The following is a 16,882-nucleotide window of genomic DNA, read 5'->3' on the forward strand; positions in this document are numbered from 1 at the left end:
TCGATGTGGTTGAGGATTAGTTCGTGGTTAAACATGGGGATAGTCTGTTGGGTATTAGCTGGTCAAGGATGGCGATCATACCTCAGAAGCCGCGCCACGCCTCGCTCATATGAGGGGATGGTTAAGGCTCCCGGTGACTGCCGCTAATATGACGCATCCGACACCCGTGGCTGCGGATGCGTCATATTGGGAAGCGCGCCCTTGCCCGGCGAGGCGCGCAGGTTCCCCCACAGGGCGGCGCAGACTTGCTTTATCCACCCGCTCGCAGCGGCCATCCCGAGCAAGGCCAGTGACAATATTCACTCATGATTCACCTATGGCTCACCGGTTATTTACTTATGATTCACCCCTGACTTGTTTATTTTATCTCTCCCGTCACCCTGCTAATAAATTCGACCTCACCCCGTTCTGAATATGACACACCTTTATTCCGGCAACACTCAGCGATCCACAGAAAGACAATCAAAAACAACAAGATAGAAAACAAAGACTGGGCTAATTGCGGGAGTAAAAGATAAGACCGGTTGCGTATCAATGAGGAAAATACGCACTAATTCATCAGCAACAAGCGCCCATTAATTAGATTGCTATCATTGCATCGAGGGATTGTTCAATATGCAATGACCCGGAGCCGATAATTAGCACCATGTAATATGCAACATTAATATTCTCGGCAATCGGGAACATAATAAACATTCGGCCTGAGCCCCTGCCCCTATTCAACATGATGCCATTTCACCTTCCTTCATCTATTCAAGGAGGCAAATGGTCGTGCTTTTCAATCAAGATAAGGATGTATGATGAAAACCTCCCTGCTGGCCTGCACCCTGCTGCTCTGCCCCGTCGCCTTCGCCGCATCCCCGCACTGGGAATACGGTGGCGAGGCCGGCCCGGCGCAATGGGCCAGGCTGACCCCGGAGTTTGGCCAGTGCGATGGCAGCAACCAGTCGCCGGTCAACCTGACAGACCTGGTCGAGGCCGAGCTGGCACCCCTGCAGTTCCACTATCTGGCGGGCGGCAAGACGCTGGTCAACAACGGCCACACGGTGCAGGTCAACTATGCCCCCGGCAGCACCCTGCAACTCGACGGCATGCCCTTCGAGCTCAAGCAGTTCCACTTCCACGCCCCCAGCGAGAACCTCATCGAAGGCAGGTCCTACCCCCTGGAGGGGCATCTGGTCCATGCCAACGACAAGGGGGAGCTGGCGGTGATCGCCGTGATGTTCGAGCCGGGCCAGGCCAACCCGGCCCTGAGCCAGGCCTGGCAAGCCTTGCCCGCCAAGACAGGGGAGATCCACGGTCTCGAGGCGCCCATCTCGGCAGAATCACTGCTGCCCGCCAACCGCGACTACTACCGTTTCAGCGGCTCCCTCACCACGCCGCCCTGCTCGGAAGGGGTGCGCTGGCTGGTGATGAAGCAGCCGGTGCAGGTGAGCCAGGCCCAGATCGACGCCTTCAAGGCGGTGATGCACCACCCCAACAACAGACCGGTGCAGCCCCTCAACGGCCGCCTGGTGCTGCAATAACCAGACAGCGGCCCAGACAGTAACCGGCAGACAATGAAAAGAGGGCCAACAGGCCCTCTTCTGCATTCACCGCGAGCCGTTACAGGCTGGCGGCAATGTGCGCCCCCAGCACGGCGTTGTTCAACACCAGCTGGATATTAACCGCCAGGGAGTCACCGCCCCGGACTACCCGTTACAGACTGGCGGCGATGCGTGCCCCCAGCACGGCGTTGTTCAACACCAGTTGGATATTGGCCGCCAGGGAGTCGCCACCGGTCAGCTCGCACACCCGGGCCAACAGGAAGGGGGTGGATGCCTTGCCCTTGACCCCCTGCTCATCCGCCTCCTTCAGCGCCTGGGCAATGGCGGCGTCTATGTCGGCCCTGGGCATGGCAAACCGGGCCGGGATGGGGTTGGCCACCACGGCGCCACCGGCCAGTCCCAGCTCCCACTTGATGCGCAGCGCCCTGGCGATGGCCGCCGGGGTATCCTGGCGGTAATCCACCTGGAAGCCGCTCTCGCGGGTGTAGAAGGCGGGCAGCTCATCGGTCTGGTAGCCGATGACCGGCACCCCCTGGGTCTCCAGGTACTCCAGGGTCAGGCCGATGTCGAGGATGGATTTGGCGCCGGCGCAGACCACGGCCACCGGGGTCCGGGCCAGCTCCTGCAAGTCGGCGGAGATGTCGAAGCTCTGCTGGGCACCCCGGTGCACGCCGCCGATGCCGCCGGTGGCGAACACCCGGATCCCCGCCATGGCGGCCACTATCATGGTGGAGGCAACCGTGGTCGCCCCCAGCCCCTTGCTGGCCAGCACGAAGGGGATGTCCCGGCGGCTGCACTTGATGGCGGCGTGTCCGGCCCGGCCCAGGGTCTCCAGATCCTCCTCCCTCAGCCCCACCTTGAGGCGACCATCCAGGATGGCGATGGTGGCCGGCACGGCGCCGTTGTCTCGCACCGCCTGCTCCACCTGGCGCGCCGTCGCCACGTTCTGGGGGTAGGGCATGCCATGGGAGATGATGGTGGACTCCAGGGCCACCACCGGCTTGCCGGCGGCCAGGGCGGCGGCCACCTCCGGCTGGATATCGAGGTAAGGGTTCAGCATGGGTACTCCTCCAGCATGCGTTCGACGGCGGCCTTGGAGAGGCCGGGAGAGACGGTATCGGAACAGTTGGCGGTGAAGGCGGCGCAGCCGAGGGCGAAGCGGGTGGTCTCGGACATGTCCAGCCCCTGCCACCAGGCGTGGGCCAGCCCTGCCATGAAGGCGTCCCCTGCGCCGGTCACGTTGACGACCGGGCTGCCGAGCACGGGCAGATGGCCCTGGCGCTCCCCGTCGCTGTAAAAGATCCCCTGATCGCCGAGGCTCAGGAACAGCCGCGCCACCCCGGCGCGGTGGAACCAGGCCGCCGCCATGGGCCAGGTCTCGGGTCCGGCTATGGCAAAGCCGCACAGCCGCTCCGCCTCGCTGCGATTGGGCTTGAGGGTATGGATGCGGTGCAGCCAGGGGCGGATCTTCTCCACCTTGGCGACCGAAACGGTGTCGACGAAGATGCAGTGCTCCCCCTGGCGCTCGAACAGCCAGTCCAGGGTGTGGCTGGCGAGGTTGGTGTCCAGCACCCAGAGCCCGGCCGCGCCGAGAAAGCCGCCGAGGGGGGCGAGCCGGGCCGGGGTGAGCTCGTCTATGATGGCCATGTCGTTGACGGCGCAGCGCATCTCGCCGCTGTCATCGTGCAGGCTGAGGTAACAGGAGGTGGCCTGCCCGTCCAGCACCAGCACCTGGCGCACGTCCACCCCGGCCTGCTGGCTCGCCTCCAGCAGCCGATGACCGTGCTGATCGTTGCCCACCGCGGTCAGCAGCCGGGTGTCGGTACCGAGCCGCGCCAGGTTCTCGGCGATGTTGCGCCCCACCCCACCGGGGGAGGTGCGCACCGCCCCCGGGTTGGAATCCCCCATGCGCAGGGCCCCCCGGCTCTGACCGCAGATATCCATGTTGGCGCCGCCGATCACCAGGGCGTAGGGGCCTTCGCGCAGCACATAACCGCGCCCCATGACGACCCCCTGCCGGATCAGGCTGGAGACATGGCTCGCCAGGGCCGAGCGGCTGATGCCGAGCCGGTTTGCCAGCGTCTGCTGGGGGATCATGGGGTCCTGGCGCAGCAGGGCGAGGATCTCTTGTTCACGTTCCGTCATAGACAAACATCCATACCTAGCCTTTTGTCTAATACATTCCTTGTCCAATCTAGCGGGAAAACGTTTTTATCCCAGGGCGCGACGGCAGAAGTGTCGAGCAACGCACAAAAAAACACCGGGACGGGCCCGGTGTCTGATCTCGCCAGGGTCAGAGGCTCACGCCAGCTGGACCCAGACCGACTCTCCCTCCAGCCGGGCGGGCCAGCTGCGCACCTCGAGCGCCGGATCGTCGAGACAGCGACCATCGGCCAGGGCATAACGCTGCTTGTAGAGAGGGGAGGCGACCACGGGCTCCCCCCCTATGTCCCCGAGGATGCCCCGGGAGAGCAGGGTCACACCGGAGGCGGGATCCCTGTCGTCGAGCACATAGACCCTCTCCCCGAGCAGGAAGACCGCCAGCTGGCGCTCCCCTATCCGGGCACTGCGGCCCTGACCGGGCAGCAGGCTGGCCAGGGGGCAGAGGGGTAACCAGGTGGATGGCTGTGTCATATCAACTCCTTGATGGCGATCTCCGGGGTGAAGGGGACTGGCGCGTCCTCGCGGGGCGCCATGGCGGGCACCCACTGGCCGCGCTCCTCCCGTCTGGGGGGGGTGGCGGCGGGCGCCTCATCCAGGAAGGCCTTGAACAGCGCCACCTTGTCCGGATCGGCCAATGTGCTCTTCCACTCGCACTGCCAGGTGCCGACGATGGCCGCCATCTGGGCTTCCAGCTCGGCCCCCAGCCCCAGGCTGTCCTCCAGGATCACTTCCTTGAGATAGGCCAGCCCCCCTTCCATGTTCTCCATCCAGACCGAGGTGCGCTGCAGCCTGTCGCCGGTGCGCACGTAGAACATCAGCAGCCGGTCTATGTAGCGGATCAGGGTCTGCTCGTCGAGGTCGCTGGCGAACAGGTCGGCGTGACGGGGCCGCATGCCGCCGTTGCCGCACACATAGAGGTTCCAGCCGCGCTCGGTGGCGATGACCCCTATGTCCTTGCTCTGAGCCTCGGCGCACTCCCGGGTGCAACCGGAGACAGCGAACTTCAGCTTGTGGGGCGCCCGCAGCCCCTTGTAGCGGTGCTCCAGGGTCTGGGTCAGGGTCATGGAGTCCTGCACCCCGTAGCGGCACCAGGTGGAGCCGACACAGGACTTCACGGTGCGCACCGACTTGCCATAGGCCTGGCCGGTTTCGAAGCCCGCCGCGATGAGCTCGCCCCAGATGTCCGGCAACTGATCGACACGAGCGCCAAACAGGTCGATGCGCTGGCCGCCGGTGATCTTGGTGTAGAGCCCGTACTTGCGCGCCACCTCCCCTATGGTGATGAGGCCGTCCGGGGTGATCTCCCCACCGGGGATGCGCGGCACCACAGAGTAGGTGCCGTCCTTTTGCAGGTTGGCGAGGAAGGCATCATTGGTGTCCTGCAAGCCCCGGTGCGGCTTCTCCAGCACATGCTCGTTCCAGAGCGACGCCAGGATGGAGGCGACCGTCGGCTTGCAGATGTCGCACCCCAGCCCCTGACCATGCCTGTCCCTGAGCTCGTCGAAGGTGCGGATCTCCTCGACCCGGGCCAGGTGATAGAGCTGCTGGCGGCTGTAGGCGAAGTGCTCGCACAGGCTGTGATCCGCCTCCACCCCCATCTCGGCCAGGGCCTCGTCCACCACCTGCTTGAGCAGGTTGCTGCAGCCGCCGCAGCCGGTCCCCGCCTTGGTGCAGGACTTGATGGCGGCCACATCCTGGTTGCCTGCCCGCACCGCCGCCACCACGGCCCCCTTGGTGACGTTGTGGCAGGAGCAGATGAGGGCGCTGTCCGGCAGCACCATGGGGGCCGCGCTCTGGGTCCCCTCCGCCACCAGCAGCGAGAGGGCGGGCTCGGGCAAGGGCAGGGCGTTCTGGTAGTACTGGAGCAGCCGATCATAATCGGCCCCATCCCCCACCAGGATGGCGCCGAGCAGCCGCTTGCCCTCGCCGTCGGTCACCAGCTTCTTGTAGATGCCGTTGACCCGGTCGAGCAGCAGCAGCTCCTGGGCTCCCTCGGTGCTGCCATGGCCGTCGCCGATGGCCCCCACGTCCACCCCCATCAGCTTGAGCTTGGTGGACATGTCGGCCCCGGCGAAGCGGGTCTCGCCGCCGCACAGGGTCGCCACCGCGGCCCGGGCCATCTGGTAGCCGGGGGCCACCAGGCCAAAGATTCGCCCCTGCCAGAGGGCGCACTCGCCGATGGCCAGGATGGCGGGATCCGAGCTCTGGCAGTCGTCATCGATGCAGATGCCGCCGCGCTCGCCGACACTCAGCCCGGATTGGCGGGCCAGGGCATCGGCGGGGCGGATCCCCGCCGAGAAGAGGATCACGTCCGTCTCCAGGTGGCTGCCATCCTTGAAGCGCAGGCGATGGCGAGCCTGCTCGCCATCCTCGATGCACTCCGTGGCCTTCTCCACCAGCGCCTCGACGCCGAGGGCGCCAATCTTCTCCCGCAGCAGGGCGCCGCCGCTCTCGTCGAGCTGCACCGGCATCAGGCGCGGGGCAAACTCCACCACCCTGGTCTCGAGACCGAGCAGGCGCAGGGCGTTGGCCGCCTCCAGCCCCAGCAGGCCGCCCCCTATCACCACGCCACTGCGGGCCTGGGTGCAAGCGTCGCGGATGGCATCCAGATCCCCCAGGGTGCGGTAGACGTAGCAGCCCGCCCGCTCGTTGCCCGGGATGGGGGGCACGAAGGGCACGGATCCCGTGGCCAGCACCAGGCGGTCGTAGCCGAGGCGCTCACCGCTGGTCAGGGTCAGGGTGCGGCTCTCTCTGTCCAGCGCCTCCACCTCGGCCCCCAGCCGCAGCGCAATGCCGTGCTCTTCATACCAGGCGGGATCCGCCAGGCGCAGGGCCTGGGGCGCCTTGCCGCCAAACACCTCGGACAGATGGACCCTGTCATAGGCCGGATCGGGCTCGGCCCCCAGCACTGTCACCTCAAAGTGCGCCAGACCGCCTGCCGCCACCAGCTGCTCGATAAAGTGGTGACCCACCATGCCGTTGCCGACCACCAGCAGCTGCCGCTTCTCAACTAAATGGGCTTGGCCGCTGACCTGGTGGCCCGTCTCACCATCCAGGCCGTTGCCGACCACCCGTAGTGTCTCTTTGTTCGCCATATCTCTCTTCCTTGAATTCGGTGGGACTCAGGCCCGCAGCTTGCTGCGCACCTGACCGGCCGCCTTGAGGGGGGTCACCTTGCGCTGCTTCTCGTAGAGGAAATGCAGCACCTGCTGGCGCAGCCTGTGGTAGGCGGGGTCGTCCGCCAGGGCCACCCTGTCCCTGGGCCTGGCCAGGCGGACATCGAGGACTTCCCCTATGGTGGCCGCCGGGCCATTGGTCATCATGACGATGCGATCCGAGAGCAGCACCGCCTCGTCCACGTCGTGGGTGATCATGATGACGGTGTTGCCAAGCTCGGCCTGGATGGCCATCAGGGCATCCTGCAGGTGGGCCCGGGTCAGGGCATCCAGGGCGCCAAACGGCTCATCCATCAGCAGCACCTTGGGGGAGAGCGACAGCGCCCGGGCGATGCCGACCCGCTGCTTCATGCCCCCCGACAGTTCGTGGGGCAGCTTGTGGCTGGCGTGGTCCATCTGCACCAGGGAGAGGAAGTAGTCCACCTGCTCGGCCACCTCCTCGCGCCCCGTCACCCGGCGCTTGACCGCCAGCTCGACGTTCTGGTGGACGCTGAGCCAGGGCAGCAGGGCATGGTTCTGGAACACCATGGCCCGCTCCGGGCCCGGGCCGTCCACCTCGCGGCCATCGAGGATGATGCCCCCCTGGCTCGGCTCCAGCAGCCCGGCCACCAGGTTGAGTACAGTGCTCTTGCCACAGCCGGAGTGGCCGATGAGGGAGACGAACTCCCCCTTGTCTATCTTCAGGTTCACCCCCACCAGCGCCTCGAAGCGCCCCTGTTCCGTGTCGAACGCCATGCCGACGTCACTCAAATCCAGATAGGTTTTCATCACGACTCCTTGCCCATCCGGGCGATTAACGTAGCTGCTGCCGCTTGTCCCAGGACAGCCACTGTTGCAGTGCCAGCATGAGGCGATCCAGGGCAAAACCGATGAGGCCTATGGTCACCACGGCCACCATGATCCGGGCCAGGGAGGCGGAGCTACCGCTCTGGAACTCGTCCCAGACGAACTTGCCGAGCCCCGGGTTCTGGGCCAGCATCTCGGCGGCGATCAGCACCATCCAGGCCACCCCCAGGGAGAGGCGCATGCCGGTGAAGATCATGGGCAGGGCGCTTGGCAGCACGATGCGCACTATGTGGGTCAGGAAGGGCAGCCGCAGAACCCGGCTCACGTTGCGCAAGTCCGGGTCCACCGAGCTCACCCCGACCGCCGTGTTGAGCAGGGTCGGCCAGAGGGAGCAGAGGGTCACGGTCAGGGCCGAGTTGACGAAGGATTTCGCCAGCCAGGGGTCCGGGCTCACGTAGACGGCGCTCACCACCATGGTGATCAGGGGCAGCCAGGCCAGGGGGGAGACCGGCTTGAGCAGCTGGATCACCGGGTTGGCGAGGCGATAGAGGGCCTGGTTCATGCCGAGCAGCACCCCGATCGGGATGGCCAGCAGGGTCGCCAGGCCAAAACCGGCGGCCACCGTCAGCAGGCTGGTGCCTATCTGATCGAAGAAGGTGGCGCGCCCCGGGTAGGCCCGCACCTTGACGCTGGCCTCCGGGTCTGCGGCAAGCCGCTCGGCGTTGCGCGCTTCCTGGCGCGCCAGGAAGGCGGCTTCGCGCTCCCGCTCGGCCAGGTGCTCCTCGGTCAGTTGCCACAGCTGGCTGGCGGTGGCCCCCGGCCCCGGCAGGGTGCCCAGGCTGGTATTGACCTGGCTCGCCCCCAGTTGCCAGAAGAGCAGGAACAGCAGTATCCCCATGCAGGGCGCCAACAGGCGCCCAGTCGCGGTCGTTTTCATCATTGCCTCTCCCTATCCCGGGTTCATTGCACCTGCTCATCGCCCTTGAGGCCGATGGCAAGACGGTTCAGATAGTCGTTGGGGTGGCGTCCGTCATAGGCGACGCCATCGATAAAGCCCTGCTGGGGGCCGCGAAAGCCGCTCTCGCTGGCAAAATCGGGGAAATCCCCTGCCTTGAGCCTGCCCTCCTCGATGAGGGCCAAGGCCGCCTGGCGGTAGACCTCGGGGCGATAGACCGCCTTGGCCACCTGTTCGAACCAGGCGTCCGGCTTGGCCTCGGGGATCTGGCCCCAGCGCCGCATCTGGGTCAGGAACCAGATGGCGTCCGAGTAGTAGGGGTAGGTGGCGTGATGGCGGAAGAAGACGTTGAAGTCGGGCACGCTGCGCACATCCCCCTTGTTGTACTCGAAGGTGCCGGTCATGGAGGCGGCGATCACCTGCTCGTCGGCCCCCACGTAGTCGGGGCGGGCCAGCAGCTTGGCGGCCGCCAGCCGGTTGCCGTTGTCGTTGGCGTCGAGCCAGTGGGCGGCGCGGATCAGGGCCTTGACCAGGCGGGCATGGGTGTTGGGATGGCGCTCGGCCCACCCCTTGCTGACCCCGAACACCTTCTCCGGGTTGTTGCGCCAGATCTCGTAGTCCGTGATGACGGGCACCCCTATCCCCTTGGCGATCGCCTGCTGGTTCCAGGGCTCCCCCACGCTGTAGCCCATGATGGTGCCCGCCTCCAGGGTGGCGGGCATCTGGGGCGGCGGCGTGACCGACAGCATCACCTCCCCCTGGCGCTGGCCCGAGTCATCCCCCTTGAGGGGGGCGTAGTAGCCAGGGTGTATGCCACCGGCGGCCAGCCAGTAGCGCAGCTCGTAGTTGTGGGTCGAGACCGGGAAGACCATGGCGAAGTTGAAGGGCTTGCCCCCCTGGCGATAGTGATCCAGCACCGGCTTGAGGCTGCTGGCGGAGACGGGACGCGCCACCTGGCCGTCGGCCTGCTTGGGCAGGTGCGGCAGCATGGCCTGCCACACGGCGTTGGCGACCGTGATGCCGTTGCCATTGAGATCCATGGAGAAGGCGGTCACCAGCTCGGCCCGGGTGCCGATGCCCACATGGGCCCCCAGGGGCTGGCCCGCCAGCATCTGGGCACCGTCCAGCTCGCCGTCGATGACTCTGTCCAGCAGCACCTTCCAGTTGGCCTGAGCCTCCAGGGTGACGTAGAGCCCCTCGTCCTCGAAGTAGCCCTGCTCATAGGCCACCGCCAGGGGAGCCATGTCGGTCAGCTTGATGAAGCCCAGCCTGAGCTCTTCTTTCTCCGGCGCCCCTATGGGGCCAAGGCCGGTCGCGCCCTGCTCCGTGGCCGCCAGGGCCGCCAGGGCCGCCAGGGCCGGCATGGCCAGCAGCGCCCCTTTCCAAATCATCTTCGGCGTCATGTTCACCTCGTTACATCCTTGTCCGGGTCGGGAGGGAGCGCGCCGTTGCGCCCCGCCTTCGCCGTGTAGCCAAAAAAAAGCCCCATCGACCGTCTGGTCGATGGGGCCACATTGCCCAATGTTGATGGTGGTCGGCCCCTGGGGGCCCGGCGGCTTGCCGCACTGGCGGCGCCTGCCTGTTATTGCTCTTCTCTTCAGGTTATTCAGGATGTGTGCCAGGTTGGCAAACCCCCTGTCGGCGGCCCCGTCAGGGCCCATCCCCCCCACGGACTGCGCCAGCGCGGCGCAACTGCACCAAAATGGCCACCCAACTCCTGCTGATAGGGGCCCTTCCTCCTGATTGGGCCCTTAGCCGGGCAGGGCCTGCAACAGGCGGCGGGCCAGCTCGGCCAGGCTGTGATTCTGGGCCATGGCCGCGCTGCGCATCGCCTGGTAGGCGGCCTCCTCATCCAGCCCCTGGTGGCGCATCAGGCGCCCCTTGGCCTGCTCGATCAGCCGCCGCTCCTCCAGCTTGAGCCGCAGGGCATCCTGGGCCTGCTGTTGCTGCTGCACCATGGCCAGCTGGGCCCGGGCCAGTCGCAGCCACTGCTCGACCGGTTCCCGCTCGCCGCAGCCGTGGGGCACCATGAGGGCGCCCTGGTTCAGCAGATCCGCCTGCTGCTGCGCCGTCAGCCGATCGCAGAACAGCACCCGCGGCAGATGCAGCCCCTGGGCCATGGCCAGCCGGATCTCGGCGCTGAAACGGCGGCAGCTGATCAGGAGGCCATCCCCCTGCAACTTGCCCGCCAGCAGACCCGCCTCGTCCAGGATGCGGGGGCTGTGACCATAATGGCTGACCAGGGCCCCCAGCCGGTTGGCCTGCACCCTGTCATCGGCATGGATCAGCAAGATGGAGTGGCGGCGCTCCTGGCCACCGACTGGATGTGACATGCCCTTTCCTCTCGTCAGTTCATTCCGTCGAACAGGATGGAACCGACGCAACTTGGAGGCCAAGTGTTTGAATCTACCCCCTATTTATCCATCTCTAGGTAGAAGGGGTAGACCCGGACGCCCTCCGTTGCTCCCGCCCCAGGATCGACGTAAAAGGGGGCAGCCCAGGCTGCCCCCTCCATGCCATCGCCGAGCCCGGAAAGCTATCAGGCGACCCGGCTCTCCAGGGCGCCGAGCAGTCCCTTGAGTTCATCGCGCAGCGCCACCACCTGGCCCAGGATGATCAGCACCGGGGTCTCCCCCGCCAGGGCCTGCGCCGCCCGGCTCAGGCCGTCGAGCCGGCAGCGCACCACCCGCTCCCGCTCGCTGCACCCCGCCACTATCAGGGCCACGGGCAGGGCGCCGTCGGCCCCCGCGCCTCGCAAGCCGGCCTCGATCCTGCCCGCCTGCTCCAGCCCCATGTAGCAGACCAGGGTGTGGCCAGCCGCCACCAGGGCGCCCCAGCCCCCGAACTGCTCTCCCCCCTGCAGGTGGCCGGTCAGCAGGGTCACCGAGCGGGCCAGCCCGCGCTGGGTCAGGGGAATGGCGCTGCTGGCGGCGCAACCCAGAGCGGCCGTGATGCCGGGCACCAGCTCCGCTTCGAAGCCATGACGGGCCAGGTGCAGGGCCTCCTCTCCCCCCCGGCCGAAGATGAGAGGATCCCCCCCCTTGAGCCGCACCACCCGCTTGCCGGTGCGGGCCAGGGCCAGCAACAGGGCGTTGATCTCCTGCTGGCTCGGGCTGGGTTCACCGCAGCGTTTGCCGACGTCGAACCGGGCCGCGCCGACCGGAATGCGGGCGAGGATCTCGGCCCCCACCAGGCGGTCGTACACCACGGCCTCGGCCGCCTCGATGCGCCGCAGTGCCCGCAGGGTGAGCAGTTCGAGGGGGCCGGGGCCCGCCCCCACCAGGCTGATATGGGACTGTTGCATGGCCTCTCCCTCCCGCTTGGCTGCACCGAAAGATGCGCTGCCCTGGTTTCCTTGTCCATTCCCCTCCGGGTGCCAGGGCCTTCCCTGGATGATCGGTTCATGTTTCATCATGCGGACTCCAGAAAGCGATGCTGTATCAATAGTTTGTCAATCTCTGGCAGGCAGGTGCCGCAGTTGCTGCCGCACTTGAGCAGCCCCTGCAGCCCGGCCAGCTCGTTCACCCCCTGCTCGCGGATGGCGCTGACGATGCGCGCCTCCGTCACCCGAAAGCAGGAGCAGACGAGGCGGGAATCCCCAGCGAAGGCGTCGCTCAGGGTCTGGCTGAGCCCCCCCGCCTGCAGGGGCAGGCTGAGCAGGCTCGCCAGCAGCTCCACCCTCAGGGCCGGCCAGCGTTCGGTCACCAGCAGCAGGCTCTGGATCCGGCCCTGGGCCAGGGAGATGGCGAGCCAGCCCCCCTTGAGGGGCAGGCGCAGCCAGTGACCCGAGCGGGCCAGCCGCTGCCAGCAGGCACCCATCTCTTCGGACCAGGAGGCCAGCAGCCAGCACTCCCCCTCGGCCAGGGGGCGACGCGCCCACCAGTCTCCCCGCTCGGCCGGCGCCCCCTCCCCGAGCCAGATCCCCTGCCAGCGGGTCGGTTGGCCGGCCATCTGCACCCTGGCCTGCTTGAACATGGGCTGGCCCGAGAGAGGATCCGTGACCGGCGCCAGCAGGCGGTTGACCGCCCCCTGGCTGCACTGGCTGTCGGTCCAGTGCATGGGCAGGAAGGCCTCCCCCTCCCGCAGCCCCTCGTCCAGCCCCACCAAGGCCCGCACCTGGCCGCGATCGTTCTCCAGGCGGACCAGATCCCCCACCGCCAGCCCCTGGCTCAGCAGGCTAGCCGGGCCCACCAGCACCCTGGGCCAGGGTTCGGCCTCCAGCAGGCGGGGCACATGGCCGCTGCGGGTCATGGTGTGCCACTGATCTCGCAGCCGCCCCGAATTGAGCAGCAGGGGCGTCCCCTCCCCGCTCGCCAGGGGGGCCAGCTCGGGGTCCCGCTGGCTCAAAGGCAGCAGGCGGGCCTTGCCGTCGACCGTGGCGAAGCGGCCATCGCCAAACAGGCGATCGCAGCCATAGGGGTGCGCCTCGTTGACCGGCCAGCGGATGGGGGCCAGCTCCTCGAACTCGGCGGGGCTGAGGCGGGCCAGTCCCGAGATGTCAAACCGGCGCGTCCCCCGGTTCTCGAAGCCAGAGAGGGCGGCGTGCTCGCTGAAGATGGCGTGTTCGTCCGGGAAGGCGAACGCCTCCTCGAAGCCGAGCCGCCGACCCAGGCTGGCCAGGGCCCACCAGTCGGGCCGCGCCTCGCCGGGGGGCGCCAGGAAGGCGCGCTGACGGCTGATGCAGCGCTCCGAGTTGGTGACGGTGCCGCTCTTCTCGCCCCAGCCGAGGGCGGGCAGCAGCAGGCTGGCATGGCGGGCCGTGTCGGTCAGGGCGGTCAGATCCGAGACCACCAGAAACTCGCAGCGCGCCAGGGCCTCACGCACCCTGTCCCCGTCGGGCAGGGAGGCGGCCGGGTTGCTCCCCAGCACCCAGAGGGCGCGGATCTGCCCGCTATGCACCGCCTCGAACAGCTCGACCGCCTTCAGGCCCGGGCCCGTCACCATGCGCGGGCTGCCCCAGAAACGCCGCAGGCGATCGCGCTCGGCCTCGCCAAAGCCCATGTGGGCGGCCAGCTGGGTCGCCAGCCCCCCCACCTCGCGCCCGCCCATGGCATTGGGCTGGCCGGTGAGGGAGAAGGGGGAGGCCCCGGGTTTGCCGATCCGCCCGGTCAGCAGGTGGGCATTGATGATGGCATTGGCCTTGTCGCTCCCCTGGTTGGACTGGTTGATGCCCTGGCAGTAGAGGCTGAGGGTGCGGGGATGGCGGGCGAACAGGCAATAGAAGCCGAGCAGATCGGTCAGGGGCAGGTCGCAGCACAGGGCCACCGCCTCCGGCGTCCAGGCGGGATCGGCCAGGGTCTCGGTCAGCTGCGCCATGCCGCTGACGTGGGCTGCCACATACTCCTTGTCCCAGAGCCCCTGATCGACCAGGTAGCGGCACAGGCCGTTCCACAGCGCCACGTCGCTGCCCGGACGCAGGGGCAGGTGCAGATCGGCCTGCTCCGCCGTCATGGTGCGGCGGGGATCCATCACCACCAGCTTGAGATCGGGCCGGCGGCTGCGGGCCTGCTGGATGCGGCGAAACAGCACGGGGTGGGTCCAGGCCGTGTTGGCCCCCGTGATGATGATGAGATCCGCCAGCCCCAGATCCTCATAGCAGGCCGGCACCAGATCCTCGCCGAAGGCGCGCTGCTGGGCCACCACGGCCGACGACATGCAGAGCCGGGAGTTGGTATCCACGTTGGCGCTGCCCAGATAGCCCTTCATCAGCTTGTTGGCGACGTAATAGTCCTCCGTGGTGAGCTGGCCCGAGAGGTAGATACCGATGGCCTCGGGTCCGGACTCCGCCAGCACCTTGCCAAACCGCTCCGCCATCAGATCGAGGGCCTGATCCCAGTCGATGCGCCGCCCCTGATGGCGGGGATAGAGCAGGCGCTCGGGGAAGGCCAGGCTCTCCAGCAGGCTGGCCCCCTTGACGCAGAGTGCGCCGCCATTGGCGGGATGGCTGTCGTCCCCGGCCAGCTGCCACTCCCCCGCCTGGCGCGTGATGCTGATGCCACAGCCGACGCCGCAGTATGCACATGTGGTCTTCATCCTTCCTCCTGCCTGCCGGCAATGAAAAAGGCGTCCGCCCCGGCAAAGGGGACGGACGCCTGTGTCCTGTCATCGATAATGGTGATCTGATCAAGGGCAATGCAAGTATCTTGCCAGCACGTCGAGGGCGCCGGGGCGGCCTCCGGGCCACGCCAGAGGGGGCAGGGGCGCCGCCCCCGCTCACCAATTCGGTGCAGCTGCCCCCAGCCAGGGCAAGGGAGGCGAGCACTCTCGCGAACACTATGGTGATCACTAGGGCGAGCACTAGGGGGCCGACCCCCTTATAATGGCGCCCCAACCAGGAGAGCGAGATGAACCAAGAGATCAGCAAACGCAGGGCCCCGTCGGCCGATGAGCCCCAGGGCGACTATGTCGGCATCGGCCTGGTCAACCCCAAGTCACCGACCAATGTGGGGGCCGTGCTGAGGGCAGCGGGCTGCTATGGCGCCGACGAGGTGTGCTACACCGGCAGCCGCTTCGAGCTGGCGCGCCGCTTCGCCACCGACACCAAGCAGATGGCGGAGAAGATCCCCCTGCTCGGGGTGGACGATCTGCTCGCCCTGGTGCCACAGGGGGGAGAGCCCGTGCTGGTGGACCTCATCGAGGGAGCGACCCCGCTGCCTGACTTCGTCCACCCGGCCCGGGCCTTTTACATCTTCGGCCCCGAGGATGGCACCCTGGATCCGGCGCTGTTCGCCGGGGTCAAGCGGGTGGTCTATGTGCCAACCACTGGCTGCATGAATCTCGCCGCCAGCGTCAACGTCATCCTCTATGATCGCCTCGCCAAGGCTCATAGAGCAGGGGCCGCAGCGTCATGATCCGCAGGTGAACGCAAAGCTGAACAGGCGTGGCCAGCGTCAACGTCATTCATCAACAGGATGATCGCCTCGCCAAGGCCCATAGCGCAGAAGCAGCAGCGTCATGATCCGCAGGCGACAGCAGAGCTGAACAGGCGCGGCCAGCGTCAATGTCATTCATCAATATGATCGCCTCGCCAAGGCTCATAGAGCAGAGGCAGCAGCGTCATGATCCGCTGGCAAAAGCAGAGCTGAACAGACGCCGCCAGCGTCAATGTCATTCATCAATATGATCGCCTCGCCAAGGCCCATAGCGCAGAGGCAGCAGCGTCATGATCCGCTGGCGACAGCAGAGCTGAACAGGCGCCGCCTGCGTCAATGTCATTCATCAACAGGATGATCGCCTCGCCAAGGCCCATAGCGCAGAGGCAGCAGCGTCATGATCCGCTGGCAACAGCTGAGCTGAACAGGTGCGGCCAGCCCCCGCCTTCTGCGTGAGCGCAGGCTCGCCAGTTATCGGGCAGACTCGCTCTCCCGCTTCTGCTTGAGGCTGCGCAGGAAGTCATGGTAGTGGTCGAGCAGCTTGTTCTCCCGGTAGAGGCGGGTCAGCTCGCCGCTGTTGATGAGGCGGGCCATGCCCAGATCCCACTGCTGCTGCAACCTGAGACCGGGCTCGTCCCTGGCGAAGATGGGATAGGTGGGCAGCCAGCGCAGGAATACCCGGCTCATGTTGGGCGGCAGTGACTCATCGGCATGGAGCACGCCGGCGCTCAGATAGTAGCGGTAACGCTCCTTCTGCAGCAGCGCCATGGCATCCTGATGGCTGTTGACCTCATACCAGTGCATGGAGACCCCGATATACTTGTCGAAGGCCCAGCCGCGCTGCCAGAGCACCCGCTGCTCGGCCAGGCTCTGCTCCCCCTGCCAGCCTGCCTGCCACTTGTCGAGCATGAAGACGGTGACATCATCGGCGCCGTCCGGGTAGTGAGGCCAGCGCACGCCTTCCACCTCGTTGAGGTAGACCCCCATGGTCATCCCCTGCCCCCCCTTGCTCACCATGGCCAGCGCCCGTTTGTAGGGCATGATCTGGGGCTTGATCCGATAGCCGAGGGGCTGGTAGATGTGGCGCGCCAGATCCAGATAGAGGCCGCGCCCGTCCTGCTGGCAAAAACCCGGCCAGTCATCGCAATAGACCGGCAGCGTCTCTCCCCGCGCCGTCAGGGAGAACAGGCCGCAGCAGAGCAGCAGAGCAGCAGAGCAGCAGAGCAGCAGAGTCAACTTCATCATTCCCATTCCATTACCTCTGTTCTCTTTCTATGGCTCTGATTATGCGCCGATTTTCCATGTAATTTTCTGATCCTGGTCCACCAGGGCAGCCTTTTCATCAAATTTTCGAGTCCATCACAGGTTATTGCCCGGCAAGCT

Annotated in this window: 13 protein-coding genes; 2 read left to right on the top strand and 11 right to left on the bottom strand. The window is 66.6% G+C overall.

Annotation, left to right across the window (positions count from 1 at the left end; genetic code table 11):
- The first annotated feature begins 800 nt into the window (after positions 1-800).
- The gene (locus tag ACLHZ1_RS06790) at positions 801-1,526 is read left to right on the top strand and encodes a carbonic anhydrase (protein ID WP_427261474.1); all 726 of its coding nucleotides are present in this window, start codon (positions 801-803) and stop codon (positions 1,524-1,526) included.
- 172 nt (positions 1,527-1,698) lie between these two features.
- Here the strand turns inward: ACLHZ1_RS06790 and ACLHZ1_RS06795 are convergent, their stop codons facing one another.
- From ACLHZ1_RS06795 to ACLHZ1_RS06840, 10 genes are all read right to left on the bottom strand, one after another.
- Positions 1,699-2,607, bottom strand: coding sequence for a pseudouridine-5'-phosphate glycosidase (locus tag ACLHZ1_RS06795; RefSeq protein ID WP_427261475.1), 909 nt, complete (start codon positions 2,605-2,607; stop codon positions 1,699-1,701).
- The gene (locus ACLHZ1_RS06800) at positions 2,601-3,692 is read right to left on the bottom strand and encodes a PfkB family carbohydrate kinase (protein WP_427261476.1); all 1,092 of its coding nucleotides are present in this window, start codon (positions 3,690-3,692) and stop codon (positions 2,601-2,603) included. Before ACLHZ1_RS06800 ends, ACLHZ1_RS06795 begins: the two co-directional genes overlap by 7 nt.
- 156 nt (positions 3,693-3,848) lie before the next feature.
- Positions 3,849-4,181, bottom strand: coding sequence for a nitrite reductase small subunit NirD (nirD, locus tag ACLHZ1_RS06805; RefSeq protein ID WP_427261477.1), 333 nt, complete (start codon positions 4,179-4,181; stop codon positions 3,849-3,851).
- Entirely contained in the window at positions 4,178-6,805 is a 2,628-nt protein-coding gene (gene nirB / locus ACLHZ1_RS06810) for a nitrite reductase large subunit NirB (protein ID WP_427261478.1), read from the bottom strand. The genes nirD and nirB overlap by 4 nt, the downstream gene beginning before the upstream one ends.
- Positions 6,806-6,832: 27 nt before the next feature.
- Positions 6,833-7,654 carry an ABC transporter ATP-binding protein gene (locus tag ACLHZ1_RS06815; RefSeq protein ID WP_408794848.1) on the bottom strand — a complete coding sequence of 274 codons (822 nt, stop codon included), beginning with the start codon at positions 7,652-7,654 and terminating at the stop codon, positions 6,833-6,835.
- Between the two features lie 25 nt (positions 7,655-7,679).
- A complete protein-coding gene (locus tag ACLHZ1_RS06820) occupies positions 7,680-8,612 on the bottom strand; it encodes an ABC transporter permease (protein ID WP_427261479.1) in 933 nt (310 codons plus the stop codon).
- A gap of 20 nt (positions 8,613-8,632) precedes the next feature.
- Positions 8,633-10,030 (bottom strand): CmpA/NrtA family ABC transporter substrate-binding protein, encoded by a 1,398-nt coding sequence (locus ACLHZ1_RS06825; protein ID WP_427261480.1) that lies wholly within the window; start codon positions 10,028-10,030, stop codon positions 8,633-8,635.
- Positions 10,031-10,378: 348 nt separating this feature from the next.
- On the bottom strand, positions 10,379-10,960 hold the full coding sequence (locus ACLHZ1_RS06830) for an ANTAR domain-containing response regulator (protein ID WP_427261481.1): 582 nt from the start codon (positions 10,958-10,960) through the stop codon (positions 10,379-10,381).
- A 206-nt stretch (positions 10,961-11,166) separates the two neighbouring features.
- Positions 11,167-11,931 carry a uroporphyrinogen-III C-methyltransferase gene (gene cobA, locus ACLHZ1_RS06835; RefSeq protein ID WP_427261482.1) on the bottom strand — a complete coding sequence of 255 codons (765 nt, stop codon included), beginning with the start codon at positions 11,929-11,931 and terminating at the stop codon, positions 11,167-11,169.
- Positions 11,932-12,038: 107 nt separating this feature from the next.
- The gene (locus ACLHZ1_RS06840) at positions 12,039-14,660 is read right to left on the bottom strand and encodes a molybdopterin-dependent oxidoreductase (protein ID WP_427261483.1); all 2,622 of its coding nucleotides are present in this window, start codon (positions 14,658-14,660) and stop codon (positions 12,039-12,041) included.
- A gap of 311 nt (positions 14,661-14,971) precedes the next feature.
- On the opposite strand from ACLHZ1_RS06840, the gene ACLHZ1_RS06845 reads away from it, so the two are divergent.
- Positions 14,972-15,478: an RNA methyltransferase gene (locus ACLHZ1_RS06845; protein WP_427261484.1), complete on the top strand. Its 507-nt coding sequence runs from the start codon at positions 14,972-14,974 to the stop codon at positions 15,476-15,478.
- A 492-nt stretch (positions 15,479-15,970) separates the two neighbouring features.
- On the opposite strand, the gene ACLHZ1_RS06850 is transcribed toward ACLHZ1_RS06845, so the two are convergent.
- A complete protein-coding gene (locus ACLHZ1_RS06850; protein ID WP_427261485.1) occupies positions 15,971-16,744 on the bottom strand; it encodes a substrate-binding periplasmic protein in 774 nt (257 codons plus the stop codon).
- Between the last annotated feature and the right edge of the window lie 138 nt (positions 16,745-16,882).

This window comes from Aeromonas sobria, from assembly GCF_050266975.1.
Classification (GTDB): domain Bacteria; phylum Pseudomonadota; class Gammaproteobacteria; order Enterobacterales; family Aeromonadaceae; genus Aeromonas; species Aeromonas sobria_B.